Consider the following 17631-nt stretch of genomic DNA (forward strand, 5'->3'; position numbering starts at 1 on the left):
TGACGCTTTATATGAGAAAATTATTGACAGTAATTAAGACAAATTAATATTTTCCTTAATAAAATAGCGCTGCTGTTGACGTTTGGAACGTAAAATAAGTTCGCCTAAAAAACCAGCAATAAAGAATTGTGATCCAATAATCATTGTAGATAATGCAATATAAAATTGTGGACGTTCAGTAATCAATCGACCAGTTGGATTAAAAAACAACTTATCTAAACCTAGATAGAATGCAAATCCAAAACCTATTACAAACATAATTACTCCAAGTGATCCGAAGAGGTGCATTGGACGTCGTCCAAAGCGTGAAATAAATGAAATTGTGATTAGGTCTAAGAAACCATTAATAAAGCGATTCATACCAAATTTAGTTTTACCGTATTTACGTGCTTGATGTTGCACTACTTTTTCACCAATATTTATGAAACCAGCATTTTTAGCTAATACAGGAATATAACGATGCATTTCCCCATAAACATCAATGTGTTTTATAACCTGGTTTGAGTAAGCTTTTAATCCACAGTTAAAATCATTTAATTTTACACCAGAAGTTCTTCTTGCTGCCCAGTTAAATAATTTTGAAGGTAAATTTTTTGAGATTACAGAGTCGAAACGTTTCTTTTTCCACCCAGAAACAAGATCAAAATTATCTTTAGTAATCATTGTGTATAATCCAGGGATTTCTTCTGGATTATCTTGCAAATCGGCATCCATTGTAATTACAACATCACCTTCAGCTTTTGCAAAACCTGCATGTAAAGCTTGAGATTTTCCAAAGTTTTTTAAAAATCTTAAACCTTTTACATTTGGGTTAATATCAGAAAGTCCTGAGATAACTTGCCAAGAATTATCAGTACTACCATCATCAATAAACAGAATTTCATAAGAAAACTGATTGGATAGCATCACTGATACTATCCAATCGTGTAATTCTTTTAAAGAGCCTTCTTCGTTAAGTAGCGGTATAACTACTGATATATTCATATAAATGTTGTCTAATTCTTAGACTTCAAAAATAGAGAAATTTTTTAAGGTTACTATTTGTCAGTTTTTAATAATTGCACTGATTATAAGTGATATTATAAATCCAAAAACTAAACTTCCAATTATCATCATAGTGGCTATAAAGAATTCCGAGGTAGTAATATCAAGTATTTTCATACTCATTTCTAATGCTTCACCTTCCATATTTGGGTTTTGAGCCATCATTGTATCCAAAGCTTCTTCTCTTTTGCCTTCTAAAAATTCTGGTTGAATAAATCTATAGTGTATTGCAGCATAAATGGCAGAAATTAATCCACCAATTAAAGCAATTCCCATTCCTGTTTTTAAGCCATCTTTAATGCTTAATACGTTAGTATTTAGTTTTTTGTAAGTGCTAATTCCATAATAATAAATTACAATGGTTATTATTGTACTTACTACACTTAGTATCCAATTATTTTCTAAATTTAAAACGTAAAGTATTACAAGTCCAGCTATTGATAATAAAGCTGAATAAAGCCCATAATTGTATGCAATAGGCTTAATAGATGGTTTTTGATGTTCCATAATAAGATGAGTTTTTTAGTTAATTGATTAGTTAGTACTCAAAGATAGCTAATTGTTACAGTAATTAGTTAAATAAAAATTCTCAAAAAAATTGTACATTTATAAAAAATACTTAAATTTGCACCTCTAAAAAATCGAATTTATTTAAAGCATTTAGCGATGAAAGTAGGAATACATCCAGAAAATTATAGAGTAGTAGCGTTTAAAGATATGTCTAATGAAGATGTATTTTTAACAAAATCTACAGCAGATACAAGTGAAACTATTGAGGTAGATGGTGTTGAGTATCCATTAGTAAAATTAGAAATTTCTAGAACATCTCATCCATATTACACCGGTAAATCTAAATTAGTAGATACAGCTGGTCGTATTGACAAGTTCAAAAACAAATACGCTAAGTTTAAGAAATAAACTAAGCATTTATATACACACAAAGCCTTCGGATTTATATCGAAGGCTTTTTTGTTTTACACAATTAAACTACTTTTGAAACTATAATTATAGGTTTTGAGCTGTATTATACAACCTTTAAATTTTTAAACTCAATATGAATTATATACTTTTCGATGGTCCGTATCGTAATAATCTATTACCATTCACATTTACCAGGCCAGTTGCAGATATTAGAGTAGGTATTTTAACCATTCGTCAGAAATGGGAATCCTATTTAGAATATACAACGACCACAGTTACTGAAGATTATCTGGCTGATAAATTTCCTATGGTAGAAATGGAGGAGAATATTATGATTAATGGATCTTTTTTGCCAAATCTTGAAGTTGTTGAGTTTGTAAAAAATTTAAAGCATAACCAAGCTTTATTTAAAGGAGAAGATGTTATTGCTTTTTTTGCCAAAGAAGGTGAGGAAGTGATTGATTTTTCAAAGTTCAAAGCTATTGAGTTTGAAGGGGATATTTTAAGTGTACAACATACTTGGGATATTTTTTCTAAGAATGGTGAAGCTATTGTTGAAGATTTCAATTTGATAACTAAGGATAGAAAATCAGAACCGATACCTTCAACAGTAAATACAATAAATCCAGACCATATTTTTATAGAAAAAGGCGCAACGCTGAATTATGCAACACTAAATGCCAGTTCAGGACCAATATATATAGGTAGAAATGCTGAAGTTATGGAAGGTTCTATTGTAAGAGGCCCTTTAGCTCTTTGTAATAATGCAGCTTTAAAATTAGGAACTAAAGTGTATGGCCCAACTACGGTTGGTCCTCACAGTAAAATTGGTGGTGAAGTAAATAACTCAGTCATATTTGGTTTTTCTAATAAAGGCCACGATGGTTTTTTAGGAAACTCTGTCTTAGGTGAATGGTGTAACCTAGGAGCTGATACAAATAATTCTAATCTAAAGAATAACTATGCCGAAGTAAGGCTTTGGGAGTACCAAACAGAAGGATTTGCAAGAACTGGTTTACAATTTTGTGGACTAATGATGGGTGATCATAGCAAATGCGGCATTAATACCATGTTTAATACTGGTACAGTTGTTGGTGTAAGTTCTAATATCTTTGGAAGTGGTTTTCCTAGAAACTTTGTGCCAAGTTTTTCTTGGGGAGGAAGTAAAGGTTTTGTAACCTATAATACTAATAAGGCTTTTGAGGTTGCTGAGGTTGTAATGGCAAGACGGAAAGAAGAATTCACAGAAAAAGATAAGTTTATTTTAGAGCATATTTTTGAAGAAACAAAAAAATACAGAAGAGAATAATATGAAATTTAAAGTCCAAATTATATTACTATTTTTATTAAGCTTAACCTATGGATTTTCTCAAGGTAAAACGGCTGATGTAAAAAAGTTAGCGATTAACACCAAACTCGATCATTTTGCAGCTCGTGTAGTAGGTGATAAAGTTTTTTTTAGTCATAACCTTACAACAAAAAGAGGTCGTGCTATCAAAGATAAATATGGGGGATTTTATTATACAATGTACGAAGCGCCTGCAAGTGATGATGGAGAAATTAAAAATGAAAAGCCAATCGTAAAAACTGAATTAGGGCGTTTTAATATGTCTTCTTCTACGTTTTCTAAAGACGGTAAATACATATATTTTACAACAAATCATATTGACAAAGGAACAAATAAATTAAAAGGTATCGAAACCTATAATCTTCAAATAAAGCGTGCTGAATACGTTGAGGGAAAAGGTTGGACGAATTTTGAAGTTCTTCCATTCTGTGATCCCGATCATAATTTTGCTCACCCTGCATTGAGTCCAGACGGTCTAACACTTTATTTTATAGCTGATATAAAAGGAACTAAAGGAAAATCAGATTTATATAAAGTTTCTGTTTCTAATCATAAAACCTATGGGGATGTTACTAAACTAAATGATAATATTAATTCATCTAGAACTGAGATTTTTCCTTTTATAAGTATAGATAATAAATTATATTTTAGTTCAGATAGAAGAGGAGGAAAAGGTGGCTTAGATGTTTATAGCTACGATTTGGAATCATCAGTTGATGAGCAAAAGCCAAAATCTTTAGATATGCCTATTAATAGTAGAGGTGATGACTTCTCTTTTTTCTTAAATGAAGATTTAACTACAGGATATTTATCGTCAAGACGATTAAAAGGAGAAGGTGGTGATGACTTATACTACTTTTTTAAATTCTAGTCTTTTTTTACTGATTTTAACTCTAGAAGATTAGTAGCATTAATCCCAAGTCCAGATACCTCTTTTCTAGTAAACCTTACGACTTCATCATAAAATAGAGGCACTATTGGAGCATAAGTCATAACTAAAGAATCCATTTTAGTATAAAGTTGCTCACGTTTGGTGATGTCAGTTTCAAGATATGCAGCTTCGTACACATTGTCAAATATATCACTTTTAAAGTGCGTATAATTTGGACCGTTAGGTGCAAAATTCTTACTGTAATACAATGATAAATAGTTTTCGGCATCAGGATAATCGGCTATCCAACTAGCTCTAAAGAAATCGAGTTGACTATTAGCTTTAGCATCCTTTAAACTCGATGCAGGTATCACATCAACATTAACGTTAATACCAATTTTCTGAATTTCACGCTGAATAAATTCACAGAAACTTAAATAATTACTAGTTGTAGTTAACGTGATCTCAGGATTCTGATTTCCTGTTTCAGACTTGTATTCAGTAACTAATTGTTTTGCTTTTTCTGGCTCATAGCTAAAACTAATAGAGGTATCAAAACCAGGTAGCCCTTTTGGAATAAAACCACCATTTGCAGGAATCCCAATTCCATTTCGTAAATAAGCCATCATTTTGGTTCTGTCAAAACCTTTGTTAATAGCTTTTCTAAGTTTTAGTGCCTGAATTTCAGACACTTCACTATCCATGCTAAAAGCAAGATATTCTGTATTTAAATATGGGCCGCGAATCATATTCACATTGTCTTTATATAGTAAACGCAGCTGACCATTAGCAGTCAAAATTTCATCTTTATAGGAAGCGTCTAAACCAGATACAAAGTCGATGTTTCCTTGAGCAAACTGTAGAAATTCACTCTGTTTATCGGGTAAAAAAGTAATGGCTACAGCCTCGAGATAGGGTAGAGAGTTTCCGTTTTCATCAGTTTCAAAATAATGATTATTTCGTCTGAATACGAGCTTTATATTTTCCTCCCAACGTTTAAACTTAAAAGGACCTGTGCCAATAGGATTAGACCTAAAGTCGCTACCATAATGTTCTACAATTTCTTTTGGTACAACTGAACAATATTTCATTGTCAGTAAGCCTAAAAAGGCAGGAAAAGGCTGCTTTAATTTTATCTGAAACGTAGAATCGTTTATGGCAGAGAAATTTTCAACCTTATTCAATACCCAACTTCCAGGTGATGCTACCGATTTATCTCTAAGTCTATTGAAACTATATTCAAAATCTAAAGCGTTTACTGTTCTTGTGGAATCTTTACCAAAAAGATTATGCTTGTGAAATGACACATCTTTTCTGAGATTAAAAGCGTAAGTCCTTGCACTATCCGTAACTATCCAGTTTTTTGCAATACATGGTTTTACATTAAGTTGATTATCCATTTGCACCAACCCATTAAACAACTGATGAGTTCCCCAAATATCTGCTAAGTCTTTAGAGAATGCAGGATCTAGAGAGCCAATGTTCTTGTGTTCATTGTATTTAAATACAAGATGATCTTTATTAGAATCTACTTTAGATGAGCAAGAGAGTAATGTCAAAATCATTAAGCAGTAGTATATTCTGTTTAAAATGAATTTGGTACGTTTTAGCATATAAGTATTATGTTGTAAATTTGCCGACTTGGTAAAAGTACAAGAATGAATCCAACAAAAAAAGTCGCATTTTATACTCTTGGCTGCAAGCTTAACTTCTCTGAAACTTCTACGATTGCTAGAAGTTTTAAGGATGAAGGTTTTGAGCGTGTAGACTTTAAGGAAGAAGCAGATATCTATGTGATTAATACCTGTTCAGTTACTGAAAATGCTGATAAACGTTTTAAAACCATTGTAAAGCAAGCGCAAAAAGTCAATCCTGATGCTTTTGTTGCTGCAATTGGTTGTTATGCGCAATTGAAACCAGAAGAGCTGGCTGATGTAAATGGTGTAGATTTGGTTTTGGGAGCTACTGAGAAATTTAAGATTACCGACTACCTGAATGAGTTAACAAAAAACGATTTTGGAGAAGTACACAGTTGTGAAATTGAAGATGCAGACTTTTATGTCGGTAGTTATTCTATAGGTGATAGGACCAGAGCATTTTTGAAAGTTCAAGATGGGTGTGATTATAAATGTACGTATTGTACAATTCCATTAGCAAGAGGAATTTCTCGCAGTGATACTATGGATAATGTATTACAAAACGCTAAAGAAATTTCTAATCAAGGTATTAAAGAAATTGTGCTCACAGGTGTTAATATTGGTGATTATGGTAAAGGGGAGTTTGGCAATAAAAAACACGAACATACTTTTTTAGATTTAGTAACCGAACTAGATAATGTTGAGGGTATTGAACGTTTAAGAATTTCATCAATAGAGCCTAATTTGTTAAAAAATGAAACGATTGATTTAGTTTCTAAATCTAGAGCTTTTGTACCACATTTTCATGTGCCATTACAAAGTGGTAGTAATGATATATTGAGGAAAATGAAGCGTCGCTACATGAAAGAGTTATATGCAGATCGTGTTTCAAAAATAAAAGAGGTAATGCCACAAGCTTGTATTGGTGTTGATGTTATTGTAGGTTTTCCTAGTGAAACGGAAGAACACTTTTTAGAGACTTATAACTTCTTAAATGAATTAGATATCTCTTATTTACACGTATTTACATATTCTGAACGCGCTAATACCGAAGCTGCTGAAATGGATGGTATTGTTCCAAAAGCTGTAAGATCTAAACGCAGTAAAATGTTAAGAGGACTTTCTGCTAAAAAGCGACGTGCTTTTTATGAGAATCAACTTGGTACTAAGCGCACTGTTTTATTTGAGGGGGAAAATAAGGAAGGCTATATTCATGGATTTACGGAAAATTATGTGAAAGTAAAAACACCTTGGAATCCTGAATTGGTCAATTCACTTTATAAAGTGTGTTTGAGCAAGATAGACGATGATGGTTTAGTAAGATTTGATTTTATTGAATCCTTAGTATCTTAAACTAAAAAATCCGAAACTTTTAAATTTCGGATTTAGAGTAATTTTTTTTATACCTTTTATATGCGAATGCCAACAGGTAGCATACGTTTATATTTTCTATTACGTCTTACAAATTTTGCGATTTCTGGACTGGTAGGCACAACACTAATATTACGTTCTTTAATATTGCTAAATACCAAATCGATAAATTCTAATTCAAATTCAGCAGTTCTAATAGCTTCAGGAATAATCATTTTGGTTAAGAATATCTTACGTTCTTGTAAAGAATATTCAATAATAGCCATGTCATTTTCAACCTTTAATTCAAATTGACGGAGAAAATCATTGTCAATCAATTCAGCAGTTTCAGTCATAATTTCTTTAAATTTAAAATTAGCGGTTGGCGTGTAGATACTATATTTGTATAGTTTTGCTGTGCAAAGGTACAAAAAATCAACGTAAGTTTTAAATTAACGTTGTTAAAACGTTAAATTATAAACAATTATACAGTTCAATTAATTCGTTTACTTATTTCAATGAGTGAAAAAATGACACATGTGTATTTAATGCCAGGTATGGCTGCTAATCCTACTATTTTCGAGCATATTAAGCTGCCAGAGTCAAGTTATAAGATTCACTGGTTAGAATGGCAGATTCCTGTAAAGAATGAGTCCTTGTCTGACTATGCAAAGCGTATGTGTCAATTTATTACACATGATAATATTGTGCTTTTAGGTGTGTCTTTTGGTGGTATGCTAGTGCAAGAAATGAGTGAATTTTTAAATTTGAAAAAGCTTTTTGTTATTTCTAGCGTCAAATCTCATCACGAACTACCCAAACGACTCAAGCTACTTAAAATTACTAAAGCATACCATATATTACCTACACAATTAGTAAGTAATATCGATTTGTTAGCTAAGTATGCTTTTGGTGAAACGATTAAAAAACGTGTTGATTTGTACAAGAGATACCTATCTGTAAGTGATAAAAGATATTTAGATTGGGCTATAAAACAAGTGGTGTGTTGGGACCAAGAAGAACCAAATCCAGAAGCAATTTACATTCATGGTGATAAAGACATTGTTTTTCCGCATTCATGTGAAGGGGATTGTATTGTTCTAAAAGGTGGAACACATATTATGGTAATTAATAAGTATAAATGGTTTAATGAAAATTTACCAAAACTGATAGAATCCTGAATTTGAAAGAATTAAATAGATTTTAGTGAATCATTTTGAAGTTAATATGCTATTACTTACATTGTACAAAAATATAACGCCATGCAAATCTTAAAAAATATATTAGCCGCAATAGGATTAGTCTGTATATCAGGTCTTTTTATCTTCTCTATGCAAAAGGCACCTTCAGATCAGAATACCCAATCAGATGATACTTTAGGTAAGGAAAAACCGTTAATAAATGATTATAATGTATATGCTTTAGAAATGCCAGAAGGTATCAACTTTGCAGGTGAAGCAGTACCTGTAGAGAATCCGGATATTTATGAACGTATGGATAGAGAACTTTTAGTAAATACCTATTGGCAATCTAATGGACTTTTAATGTTTAAACGTGCTCAAAAATATTTTCCAATAATAGAGCCAATATTAAAAGAGAACGGTGTGCCTGATGATTTTAAATATTTAGCTGTTATAGAAAGTGGGCTTGTACCAACAGCAAAATCACCAGCAGGTGCGTCTGGTGTATGGCAAATAATGAAAGCTACAGGAAGAGAAAATGGTTTAGAAGTTAATTCTAATGTTGACGAGCGTTATAATATTAAGAAAGCAACAAAGGTTGCTTGTAAATATTTAAAAAGAGCTAAAGATAAATTAGGATCTTGGACTGCTGCTGCTGCTGCATACAATGCAGGTAATGCAGGGATTTCAAGACGTTTAAAAGAACAAGGTGTTGCAGGTTATTATGACTTATTACTAGGTGAAGAGACAGGCCGTTATGTGTTTAGAATTGTTGCGTTGAAAGAAATTTTGTCACATCCAGATAAGTATGGTTTTAATTTTAATAATAGTGACCTGTATAAAACGGTACCTACTAATAAAGTTGAAGTTGATACAGCTGTAGCTGACTTTTCTAAATTTGCCAAACGTTTTGGGATTAATTATAAAATTTTGAAACTTCATAACCCTTGGCTAAGAGAAAAGCATTTGAACAATAAATCTCGCAAACTATATACTATAGAGATTCCTAAAGAAGGATTTTATGATTAAATAATTGCTATTTGTCATAAAAAAGGCTTGAATATTTATTCAAGCCTTTTTTTAGTTGTTCTTTGTAATCTATCTTCTACTTCTTCTGTTTTGTCTTGAAGAAGTTGGTTGACCATATTGTTGTTTTGGTATAGAAGCTTTCTTCATTTGCTGCTTCATCATTTTAATCTGTTCAGTAAGCATATCTCTTTTATCAAGTTTATCAGCTTCAGCTAATAATTTCTGAGCTTCTTGTTTACGACGTTTAGAAAAAGCAATACCTGCTAAATTTAGTTTTGCCATCGCCAAATCATGATCCATTGACAGACCTAACGAAATCGCTTTCTTAAAATATTTCTCAGCTTCATTCATATTGGTTTGAGAAACCATAACACCATTTAAGTAATTTAAATATCCTTGTTGCTTTTTTACTAAAGCACCCTCAGGATTTTTAATCTTATCAAGCCATTTTTTTGTACCTGGAAAATCTTGTTTTCTCAATTTTAAAAAGGCTAATAAAATCATCTCATTTTTAAAGTACAAAAAGATAAATATCGTTGAAAGCAAGATGTACATAATACCATTGCCTATTTCTCCTTCTGTAAATTGATAGACTGCGAATGCAATAATTAAGGCGGCAATGACTAATTTTATATTTTTATTAAACATATTTCTGATTGTTTTTGCAGAGCGCAAAGGTAATAAAATTCTATATAAAAAATTTTATTTTCACCCTTGCTAAAGTAAAAACTTGTTGTATATTTGCACGCAGTTTTGAGATAGCTCACAACTGTTAAAAAGAATATTCAGATTTTAAATATATAGGACATGCCAAAAAGAACGTTTCAGCCGTCTAAGAGAAAGAGAAAAAACAAACACGGTTTTAGAGAAAGAATGGCTTCTGTTAATGGAAGAAAAGTTTTAGCGCGTAGAAGAGCTAAAGGAAGAAAGAAATTGTCTGTATCATCTGAAACAAGACATAAAAGATAATGATTAACAATTGTTAACAATATTAGGGCGTTACTTAGGTGTAGCGCCTTTTTTTGTACCCTATTGATAACTATTTTTGCAAACAAATTATTTTAGCTCATGCCAAAAGACAAACACATTAAATCTATTTTACTTATAGGCTCTGGTCCAATTGTTATAGGTCAGGCCTGCGAATTTGACTATTCAGGATCTCAAGCATTACGCTCTTTAAGAGAAGATGGAATAGAAACAATTCTTATTAATTCTAACCCAGCAACAATAATGACAGATCCTACAATGGCAGATCATGTTTATCTGTTGCCATTGAATACAAAATCTATAATTAAGATTTTAAAGGAGCATCCACACATTGATGCAGTATTACCAACAATGGGAGGACAAACTGCTCTTAACCTTTGTATTGAAGCTGATGAAAAAGGTATTTGGAAGGATTTTGATGTAGAAATTATTGGTGTTGATATTGATGCTATAAATATTACTGAAGATAGAGAGAAGTTTAGAGATTTAATGACAAAAATAGGTGTTGGTATGGCTCCTCAAGAAACAGCGACTTCATTTTTAAAAGGTAAAGAGATAGCGCAAGAGTTTGGGTTTCCGTTGTGTATTAGAGCATCTTTTACATTAGGTGGAGCTGGAGCTTCTATTGTATATGATGAAAAGGAATTAGATGAGTCTTTAACTAGAGGATTAGAAATATCTCCAATTCATGAGGTAATGATTGACAAGGCATTGTTGGGTTGGAAAGAATATGAACTTGAGTTATTACGTGATAAGAATGATAATGTAGTAATTATATGTACCATAGAAAATATGGATCCAATGGGAATCCATACAGGTGATTCTATAACCGTTGCACCAGCGATGACTTTATCAGATAAGACATTTCAAAAAATGCGTGATATGGCCATACATATGATGCGTAGTATTGGTGACTTTGCAGGTGGATGTAATGTACAGTTTGCTGTAAGCCCTGACCAAGAAGAAGAAATAATAGCTATTGAGATTAACCCACGTGTATCACGTTCCTCTGCATTAGCTAGTAAAGCGACTGGTTATCCAATTGCTAAGATTGCTGCAAAATTAGCTTTAGGTTACACATTAGATGAATTGAGTAATCAAATTACAAAGTCAACTTCGGCTTTATTTGAACCAACTTTAGACTATGTAATTGTGAAAATTCCACGTTGGAATTTTGATAAATTCGAAGGTTCTGATAGAACACTTGGTCTTCAGATGAAAGCAGTAGGGGAAGTTATGGCTATTGGGCGTTCTTTCCAAGAAGCATTGCACAAAGCAACTCAATCTTTAGAAATAAAACGTAATGGTTTAGGAGCAGATGGAAAAGGGTACAAAGATTATGATACAATTATTAGTAAACTAAAGTACGCAAGTTGGGATCGTGTTTTTGCTATTTATGATGCTATAGAAATAGGAATTCCATTAAGCCGTATTTTCGAAATCACTAAAATTGATATGTGGTTCTTAAAGCAGTATGAAGAGCTATTCCAACTTCAAAAAGAAATTTCGACATATACAGTAGATACAATAGATAGAGAATTATTGTTAGAGGCTAAGCAAAAAGGTTATGGGGATAGACAAATTGCTCATATGCTTAAATGTTTAGAGAGTGAGGTTTATAATAAGCGAAGAGCACTAAATATAAATCGTGTTTATAAATTAGTTGATACTTGTGCCGCAGAATTTAAGGCACAAACACCTTATTATTATTCAACTTTTGAAAGTGAAGTGGAAACACCAGATGGGCAAATTTCAGTTCATAATGAAAGCGTAGTAACTGATAAAAAGAAAATTATTGTGTTAGGCTCTGGACCTAATAGAATCGGACAAGGTATTGAGTTTGATTACTGTTGTGTACATGGTGTGCTTGCAGCAGCAGAATGTGGTTATGAAACTATAATGATTAACTGTAATCCAGAAACTGTTTCAACCGATTTTGATATTGCAGATAAACTTTATTTTGAGCCTGTATTTTGGGAACACATCTATGATATCATTCAGCATGAAAAACCTGAAGGAGTTATTGTTCAGTTAGGTGGACAAACTGCTTTAAAACTTGCTGAAAAGTTAGAAAAATGGGGAGTTAAAATAATGGGAACAAGCTTTAAATCTTTAGATTTAGCTGAAGATAGAGGGAGCTTTTCAAACATACTGAAAGCCAATAACATTCCTTATCCAGAATTTGATGTTGCTGAGACTGCAGATGAAGCATTAGCAATTGCTGATATTTTAAATTTTCCAATACTAGTAAGACCATCATATGTACTTGGAGGTCAAGGAATGAAGATTGTGATTAATAAAGATGAGTTAGAAGCTCATGTTATTGATTTATTAAAATCAATTCCTGGTAATAAATTATTGTTAGATCACTATTTAGATGGTGCTATCGAAGCTGAAGCTGATGCTATATGTGATGCAGATGGTAATGTCTATATCATTGGTATTATGGAACATATTGAACCATGTGGTATTCACTCAGGTGATAGTAATGCATTATTACCTGCCTTCAACTTAGGCGATTTAGTGAAGCAACAAATTATAGACCATACGCATACTATAGCAAGAGCTTTAAATACAGTTGGTTTAATCAATATTCAATTTGCTATTAAAGATGATATTGTTTATATCATTGAAGCGAATCCAAGAGCATCTCGTACAGTTCCTTTTATTGCGAAAGCTTATAAAGAGCCTTACGTAAATTATGCAACTAAAGTTATGTTAGGAGAGAAAAAGGTCACTGATTTTGATTTTAAACCAAAGTTAGATGGTTATGCAATAAAACAACCTGTGTTCTCTTTTAATAAGTTTCCTAATGTAAATAAAAAGCTTGGTCCAGAAATGAAGAGTACTGGAGAAAGTATTTTATTTATTGACAGTTTAAAGGATGATGAATTCTATGATTTATACTCAAGACGTAAAATGTATTTGAGTAAATAATTTTAGACTTTTCGATGAAGTGCAAAGCGTATTAGCTAATTATTAGTAACTTAGCTCATAATAATATCCTACTTATATGAAACTAAGATTACTTTTTTTAATCGTTGTGTTAACTACTAATATTGGTTTATCTCAGAATGCTTTTAAACAATTTGAAGGTATTGATGATACAGTACTTTAGATATTAATTTGGCATTATTAGATGATACCACATCGACTTTATCTAAGATTGTGATGCAATACAATGCAATTCAGGATGAAGATTTTGTAATATCACCAAATCCTTCAAAAGATAAATTAAATATAAAGCTACCGAGTATAGGTGAAGATTTAAAACTAGAAGTATTCGATGTTTTAGGAAAACGAATATATAAGAGTTTAATTACAAAGCTAGAATCTTCAATAAATGTTTCTGATTGGAAAAGTGGTGTGTATTTAGTTAGAATATCTGGTGATAAGACAACTAAGACTAAACGTTTTATTAAACAGTAAAATTTATATTAAATAATAATAAAAGAGGCAATCTAAAAATTTAGATTGCCTCTTTTATTTTGATCTTCTGGTAATTCAATTTTTACGCGATAGTTTTTTAACTCCTTTAAATAGTCTTGATAGGAAAAGTTATCATGATTAAACTCTAACTGTCTTTGCTTCTTAGTTTTTATTCGTTTTAAAGCTTTTAAAAAACGTTTTACTTCAGTTTTATCATTAATTATAATACCAGGGACTACAGCAGAATTTCCTGATTCATCTTTTGCTACCATAGTAAAGTAAGATGAGTTACAATGTTTTATTTCGCCTGTTTGAATATGTTCAGATTCTACTCTGATTCCAATAACCATTGAGGTTTTACCAACATAATTAACAGATGCTTTCATAGTTACCAATTCTCCGACTTCAATAGGGTTTATAAAGTCTACCGTATCCACAGATGCTGTAACACAGTAGGTTCCTGAATGTTTTGATGCACATGCAAAAGCTATCTGGTCCATTAGGTTAAGGATATAGCCACCATGTATTTTTCCACTAAAGTTTGAATGCGATGGCAGCATCAGTTCAGAAATACTAATTCTTGATGAATCTATGGTTTTATACATATTCAATGATTTTAAATATCATTTTCAGAAGCTCGTTTTAAGATACTCTCTGGAAGCGCTTTCTTAGCTTTAGCGCCCATTTTTTTGATATTTTCAACTCTAGTGATGAGGTTGCCTTTTCCTTCGACTAATTTATTCATTGCCGAAGAATAATCATTTTTAGCGGCATCAATTTTTTTACCAACTCCAGTTAAATCGGTAACTAATCCTTCAAACTTGTCGTAGAGAGCACCAGCTTGCCTAGCAATTTCAATAGCATTTTGTTGCTGCTTTTCGTTATTCCACATGGTATCAATAGTACGTAAAGTAGCTAAAAGTGTAGAAGGTGTTACGATAACAATATTTTGTTCAAAAGCTTTATTATAAAGCGAATTATCCTCGTTAATTGCCACAGCAAAAGCTGGTTCTATTGGAATAAACATTAATACAAAATCAGGTGATTCTATATCATATAAATCTTGATAATTCTTAGCAGATAATTGATCAACATGCTTTTTTATTGAGTTAACGTGAGACTTTAAGTAAGTAGTTCTTTCTTCATCATCAGCATTGACCATACGCTCGTAATCCGTAAGTGATACTTTAGAGTCAATAATCATTTTCTTAGAATCTGGAAGGTGGAGCACAACATCTGGCATTACACGAGACCCATCTTCTAATTGAAAGTTTTGTTGCACAAAATATTCTCTATCTTTTTCTAAGCCAGATTTTTCTAAAACCCGTTCTAATACCAATTCTCCCCAATTTCCTTGTGTTTTACTATCACCTTTTAACGCTTTAGTTAAGTTGGTTGCTTCCTTAGCCATTTGTTGATTAAGATCTTTTAAACCTAATAGCTGTTCTTTTAAAGCTGAATGCATACTGATGCTTTCCTTCTGGGAGTCTTCAACTTTTTTCTCGAAAGTTTTTATTTTTTCTTCAAGAGGATTTAAAATATTTTTAATGTTTTCTTTATTCTGAAGCGTGAATTTCTCTGACTTTTCATCTAATATTTTTGAAGCCATCAACTCAAAATCCTTTCTGAGCTGTTCTTGTTGTTTAGCTAACTCTTCGTCACGTTTTAGATTCTGCTGTTGGAGGTTTTCAAATTCCGTATTACGCTTAGAGAGTTCAGTGTTTAAAAAGTCTTTTTCTATTCTTATGTTTTCGCGCTCAGTCTCAATTTTTTCGACAGTTAGTTTTAAGTCATCTATATTATTGTTAAGTTGAAGCTGACGTTCTTCAAGTGCACTCTTATCACTTTTGCTTTTCAATTGGGCAAATTTAAGCCCTATAAAAGCTCCAATCCCAGCTGAAATTATAATGGCTACAAAGAGAATAAGTGTATCGTTCATGTTAAAAAGAGAAATTTATCAAAGATAAATTTTTTAACTATAAGATTACAGCTAGATTTTTGAAGTTTTTTACTTAATAAACTGATGTTGTAATTTCTATATCTGCATCTTTCCAAGCCATATCTAACTCTTTTTTTATTTTATCGGCTTCAGTTGATTTGCTCTGCGCTTTAAGACTTTTATATAATCCCATTAAAGACCATCCGTTTTGACGTAAATCATTAAGATCCTCTCTATATATGTTTTCCGCTTTTTTGAATTGCTTTGCTTTCATTAGTACAGCTCCTAAATTTTGTCTAGGTGGAATATACCAAGCTGAAGGTTCATTATAGATTAGGTCGTCTTCTAATTCTACAGCTTTTTCTAAATGCGAAATTGCAGCATCTAAATCGTTTTTTTTGCGAGTTCACCGGCTACAACTTCAAATGCTAATTTTGCAATAGTAGCAGAATTATCAAAACCTGTAGCTAGAATTGCTGCAATTTGCGGATCTTCAGCTAGAGTCTTAATGGCATCAAGCTCTTCTTTAGCTTCTTTAATATTATGCTTACCTATAAATGCTATTCCTCTCGCATAGTGCCAAATTAGTTTTAAATGTTTAATACTGTCATTTGGTTTTGGATAGGTTAAAATATCGTTCCATTTACCAAACCGAGTATATGCTAGTAAAGGGGTTGCAGCAAAGTTTTGAAGAAAGTGTTGCTCTTCCATTTCGCCTACAGGTACTTTTTCTGCTGTTTTTTTAGCAGCATCAATAGCTATTTTACTTGATCCAAGTAAACTAGCTGCGGACCATAGAAAATGAATATTATGTGGGTAATAGCCTAAAGGATACATCCCTTGAGCGTAGCATTGGGAAATATAGTCTTCATCTGCTAAAATTGCTTTTTGATTTGACTCTACTGCATCTTTATATCTTCCAACTATAATATATATATGAGATGGCATATGCACAATATGTCCAGCAGCAGGCATTAAGCCACCTAGCTTATCTGCACTAGGAACTGCTGAATCTGGCTTTGGAAGTTCTACCATATGTATATAATAATGATGAGCTCCAGGATTGTTAGGATTTAATTCCATTGCTTTTTCTAAAGCGGCTTTAGCTTCTAAAATATTAGGTGATGGATTTCCTTCATTATCCCAATAATTCCATGGTACAGTATTCATTACTGAAGCAGCATATAATGTTTGAATATCTGCATCATTTGGATACTCTTTTACTACGTTTTCCATAGCTTTCATGTAAGCCATGTTTAATTCATGGCCATCTTTATCTAAATCTGTCGAATATCTTTTATTCAGTGCATTTATTAAATCTTGCTCTTTTTTTGTAGCATTTTTAAATAAAGTTGAAGCTTTTTTTATAACTTCATTACATTTGTTTTTCCTCTCTTTATCTGGCATTGGGTCATTAATATTAGGCCCTAATGTATAGGCTTGTCCCCAAAGCGCCATTGCTAGATTTGGGTCTAGTCTGCTGGCTTCCATAAAAGATCGATGTGCTTCCGCATGATTAAATGCATAGGTTAACCTTAGGCCTTGGTTAAAGAATTTTTGTGCCATATTTTTTTGGTACTAACCTTATAGCTGTGATTTCCAATGTTTTCAAATAAAGGTGCTATTTGCTTAGTAGTATCTATATCTGTTAAGAGAAATTTTGCTGGTGTACAACTTATTGAGTATACACCTATTTTATTAGAGTAATCAAACTCTTTATCATTATTAAAAAAAGTAAGTACAAGAGCTAGAATAAAAACAGGAAAAATGGCCAAATCTAATTTAGATTTCATGATAATAAGTTTTTAGTATTTAAAACAAATACATAAGTGAAAGAAAATGAAGAGTAACCTTAAAGGCTTGAATAGTAACTAAGTAAATATAGTCAATTTTTG

Annotated in this window: 19 protein-coding genes; 9 read left to right on the forward strand and 10 right to left on the reverse strand. The window is 32.0% G+C overall.

The window, feature by feature from the left end; translation table 11 throughout:
• Window positions 1-33: 33 nt before the first annotated feature.
• The gene (locus WPG_RS12595) at window positions 34-984 is read right to left on the reverse strand and encodes a glycosyltransferase family 2 protein (protein WP_045473240.1); all 951 of its coding nucleotides are present in this window, start codon (window positions 982-984) and stop codon (window positions 34-36) included.
• Window positions 985-1044: 60 nt separating this feature from the next.
• On the reverse strand, window positions 1045-1551 hold the full coding sequence (locus tag WPG_RS17575) for a DUF4199 domain-containing protein (RefSeq protein ID WP_052471273.1): 507 nt from the start codon (window positions 1549-1551) through the stop codon (window positions 1045-1047).
• Window positions 1552-1710: 159 nt separating this feature from the next.
• On the opposite strand from WPG_RS17575, the gene WPG_RS12605 reads away from it, so the two are divergent.
• The 3 genes from WPG_RS12605 to WPG_RS12615 all read left to right on the forward strand — a co-directional run bounded on the left by WPG_RS12605 (window position 1711) and on the right by WPG_RS12615 (window position 4184).
• Complete coding sequence (locus WPG_RS12605; protein WP_045473243.1) at window positions 1711-1962, forward strand: type B 50S ribosomal protein L31; 252 nt, start codon at window positions 1711-1713, stop codon at window positions 1960-1962.
• A gap of 136 nt (window positions 1963-2098) precedes the next feature.
• On the forward strand, window positions 2099-3274 hold the full coding sequence (locus WPG_RS12610) for a GlmU family protein (RefSeq protein WP_045473246.1): 1176 nt from the start codon (window positions 2099-2101) through the stop codon (window positions 3272-3274).
• Between the two features lies 1 nt (window position 3275).
• The gene (locus tag WPG_RS12615) at window positions 3276-4184 is read left to right on the forward strand and encodes a PD40 domain-containing protein (protein ID WP_144374475.1); all 909 of its coding nucleotides are present in this window, start codon (window positions 3276-3278) and stop codon (window positions 4182-4184) included.
• Here WPG_RS12615 and WPG_RS12620 read toward each other — a convergent pair.
• Window positions 4181-5749, reverse strand: a complete 1569-nt coding sequence (locus WPG_RS12620; RefSeq protein WP_045473249.1) for an ABC transporter substrate-binding protein — start codon at window positions 5747-5749, stop codon at window positions 4181-4183. The two genes, WPG_RS12615 and WPG_RS12620, sit on opposite strands and share 4 nt — an antisense overlap.
• A gap of 93 nt (window positions 5750-5842) precedes the next feature.
• Here WPG_RS12620 and mtaB point away from each other — a divergent pair, with 93 nt between their 5' ends.
• The gene (gene mtaB / locus WPG_RS12625) at window positions 5843-7174 is read left to right on the forward strand and encodes a tRNA (N(6)-L-threonylcarbamoyladenosine(37)-C(2))-methylthiotransferase MtaB (RefSeq protein WP_045473252.1); all 1332 of its coding nucleotides are present in this window, start codon (window positions 5843-5845) and stop codon (window positions 7172-7174) included.
• Between the two features lie 56 nt (window positions 7175-7230).
• Here the strand turns inward: mtaB and WPG_RS12630 are convergent, their stop codons facing one another.
• Window positions 7231-7527 (reverse strand): N-acetyltransferase, encoded by a 297-nt coding sequence (locus WPG_RS12630; RefSeq protein ID WP_045473256.1) that lies wholly within the window; start codon window positions 7525-7527, stop codon window positions 7231-7233.
• A gap of 162 nt (window positions 7528-7689) precedes the next feature.
• On the opposite strand from WPG_RS12630, the gene WPG_RS12635 reads away from it, so the two are divergent.
• Both WPG_RS12635 and WPG_RS12640 read left to right on the forward strand, forming a co-directional pair.
• The gene (locus WPG_RS12635; RefSeq protein WP_045473259.1) at window positions 7690-8352 is read left to right on the forward strand and encodes a hypothetical protein; all 663 of its coding nucleotides are present in this window, start codon (window positions 7690-7692) and stop codon (window positions 8350-8352) included.
• Window positions 8353-8433: 81 nt separating this feature from the next.
• The gene (locus tag WPG_RS12640; RefSeq protein ID WP_045473262.1) at window positions 8434-9381 is read left to right on the forward strand and encodes a lytic transglycosylase domain-containing protein; all 948 of its coding nucleotides are present in this window, start codon (window positions 8434-8436) and stop codon (window positions 9379-9381) included.
• A 69-nt stretch (window positions 9382-9450) separates the two neighbouring features.
• Here the strand turns inward: WPG_RS12640 and WPG_RS12645 are convergent, their stop codons facing one another.
• Window positions 9451-10029 carry a membrane protein gene (locus tag WPG_RS12645; RefSeq protein WP_045473267.1) on the reverse strand — a complete coding sequence of 193 codons (579 nt, stop codon included), beginning with the start codon at window positions 10027-10029 and terminating at the stop codon, window positions 9451-9453.
• 159 nt (window positions 10030-10188) lie between these two features.
• On the opposite strand from WPG_RS12645, the gene rpmH reads away from it, so the two are divergent.
• The 3 genes from rpmH (at window position 10189) to WPG_RS12660 (ending at window position 13797) form a co-directional block, all read left to right on the forward strand.
• Complete coding sequence (gene rpmH, locus WPG_RS12650; RefSeq protein WP_045473270.1) at window positions 10189-10350, forward strand: 50S ribosomal protein L34; 162 nt, start codon at window positions 10189-10191, stop codon at window positions 10348-10350.
• Window positions 10351-10449: 99 nt separating this feature from the next.
• On the forward strand, window positions 10450-13305 hold the full coding sequence (gene carB, locus WPG_RS12655) for a carbamoyl-phosphate synthase large subunit (protein ID WP_045473273.1): 2856 nt from the start codon (window positions 10450-10452) through the stop codon (window positions 13303-13305).
• Window positions 13306-13494: 189 nt separating this feature from the next.
• Entirely contained in the window at window positions 13495-13797 is a 303-nt protein-coding gene (locus tag WPG_RS12660; RefSeq protein ID WP_045473277.1) for a T9SS type A sorting domain-containing protein, read from the forward strand.
• 32 nt (window positions 13798-13829) lie between these two features.
• Here the strand turns inward: WPG_RS12660 and WPG_RS12665 are convergent, their stop codons facing one another.
• From WPG_RS12665 to WPG_RS18680, 5 genes are all read right to left on the reverse strand, one after another.
• Window positions 13830-14402, reverse strand: coding sequence for an acyl-CoA thioesterase (locus WPG_RS12665; protein ID WP_045473280.1), 573 nt, complete (start codon window positions 14400-14402; stop codon window positions 13830-13832).
• Between the two features lie 11 nt (window positions 14403-14413).
• A complete protein-coding gene (rmuC, locus tag WPG_RS12670; RefSeq protein WP_045473283.1) occupies window positions 14414-15736 on the reverse strand; it encodes a DNA recombination protein RmuC in 1323 nt (440 codons plus the stop codon).
• A 73-nt stretch (window positions 15737-15809) separates the two neighbouring features.
• Window positions 15810-16010: a hypothetical protein gene (locus tag WPG_RS18675; protein WP_231850188.1), complete on the reverse strand. Its 201-nt coding sequence runs from the start codon at window positions 16008-16010 to the stop codon at window positions 15810-15812.
• A gap of 110 nt (window positions 16011-16120) precedes the next feature.
• The gene (locus WPG_RS12675) at window positions 16121-17302 is read right to left on the reverse strand and encodes a tetratricopeptide repeat protein (RefSeq protein WP_231850189.1); all 1182 of its coding nucleotides are present in this window, start codon (window positions 17300-17302) and stop codon (window positions 16121-16123) included.
• A complete protein-coding gene (locus tag WPG_RS18680; protein ID WP_231850190.1) occupies window positions 17272-17529 on the reverse strand; it encodes a hypothetical protein in 258 nt (85 codons plus the stop codon). Before WPG_RS18680 ends, WPG_RS12675 begins: the two co-directional genes overlap by 31 nt.
• Window positions 17530-17631: the final 102 nt, after the last annotated feature.

The organism is Winogradskyella sp. PG-2 (genome assembly GCF_000828715.1).
In the GTDB taxonomy this organism is placed as follows: domain Bacteria; phylum Bacteroidota; class Bacteroidia; order Flavobacteriales; family Flavobacteriaceae; genus Winogradskyella.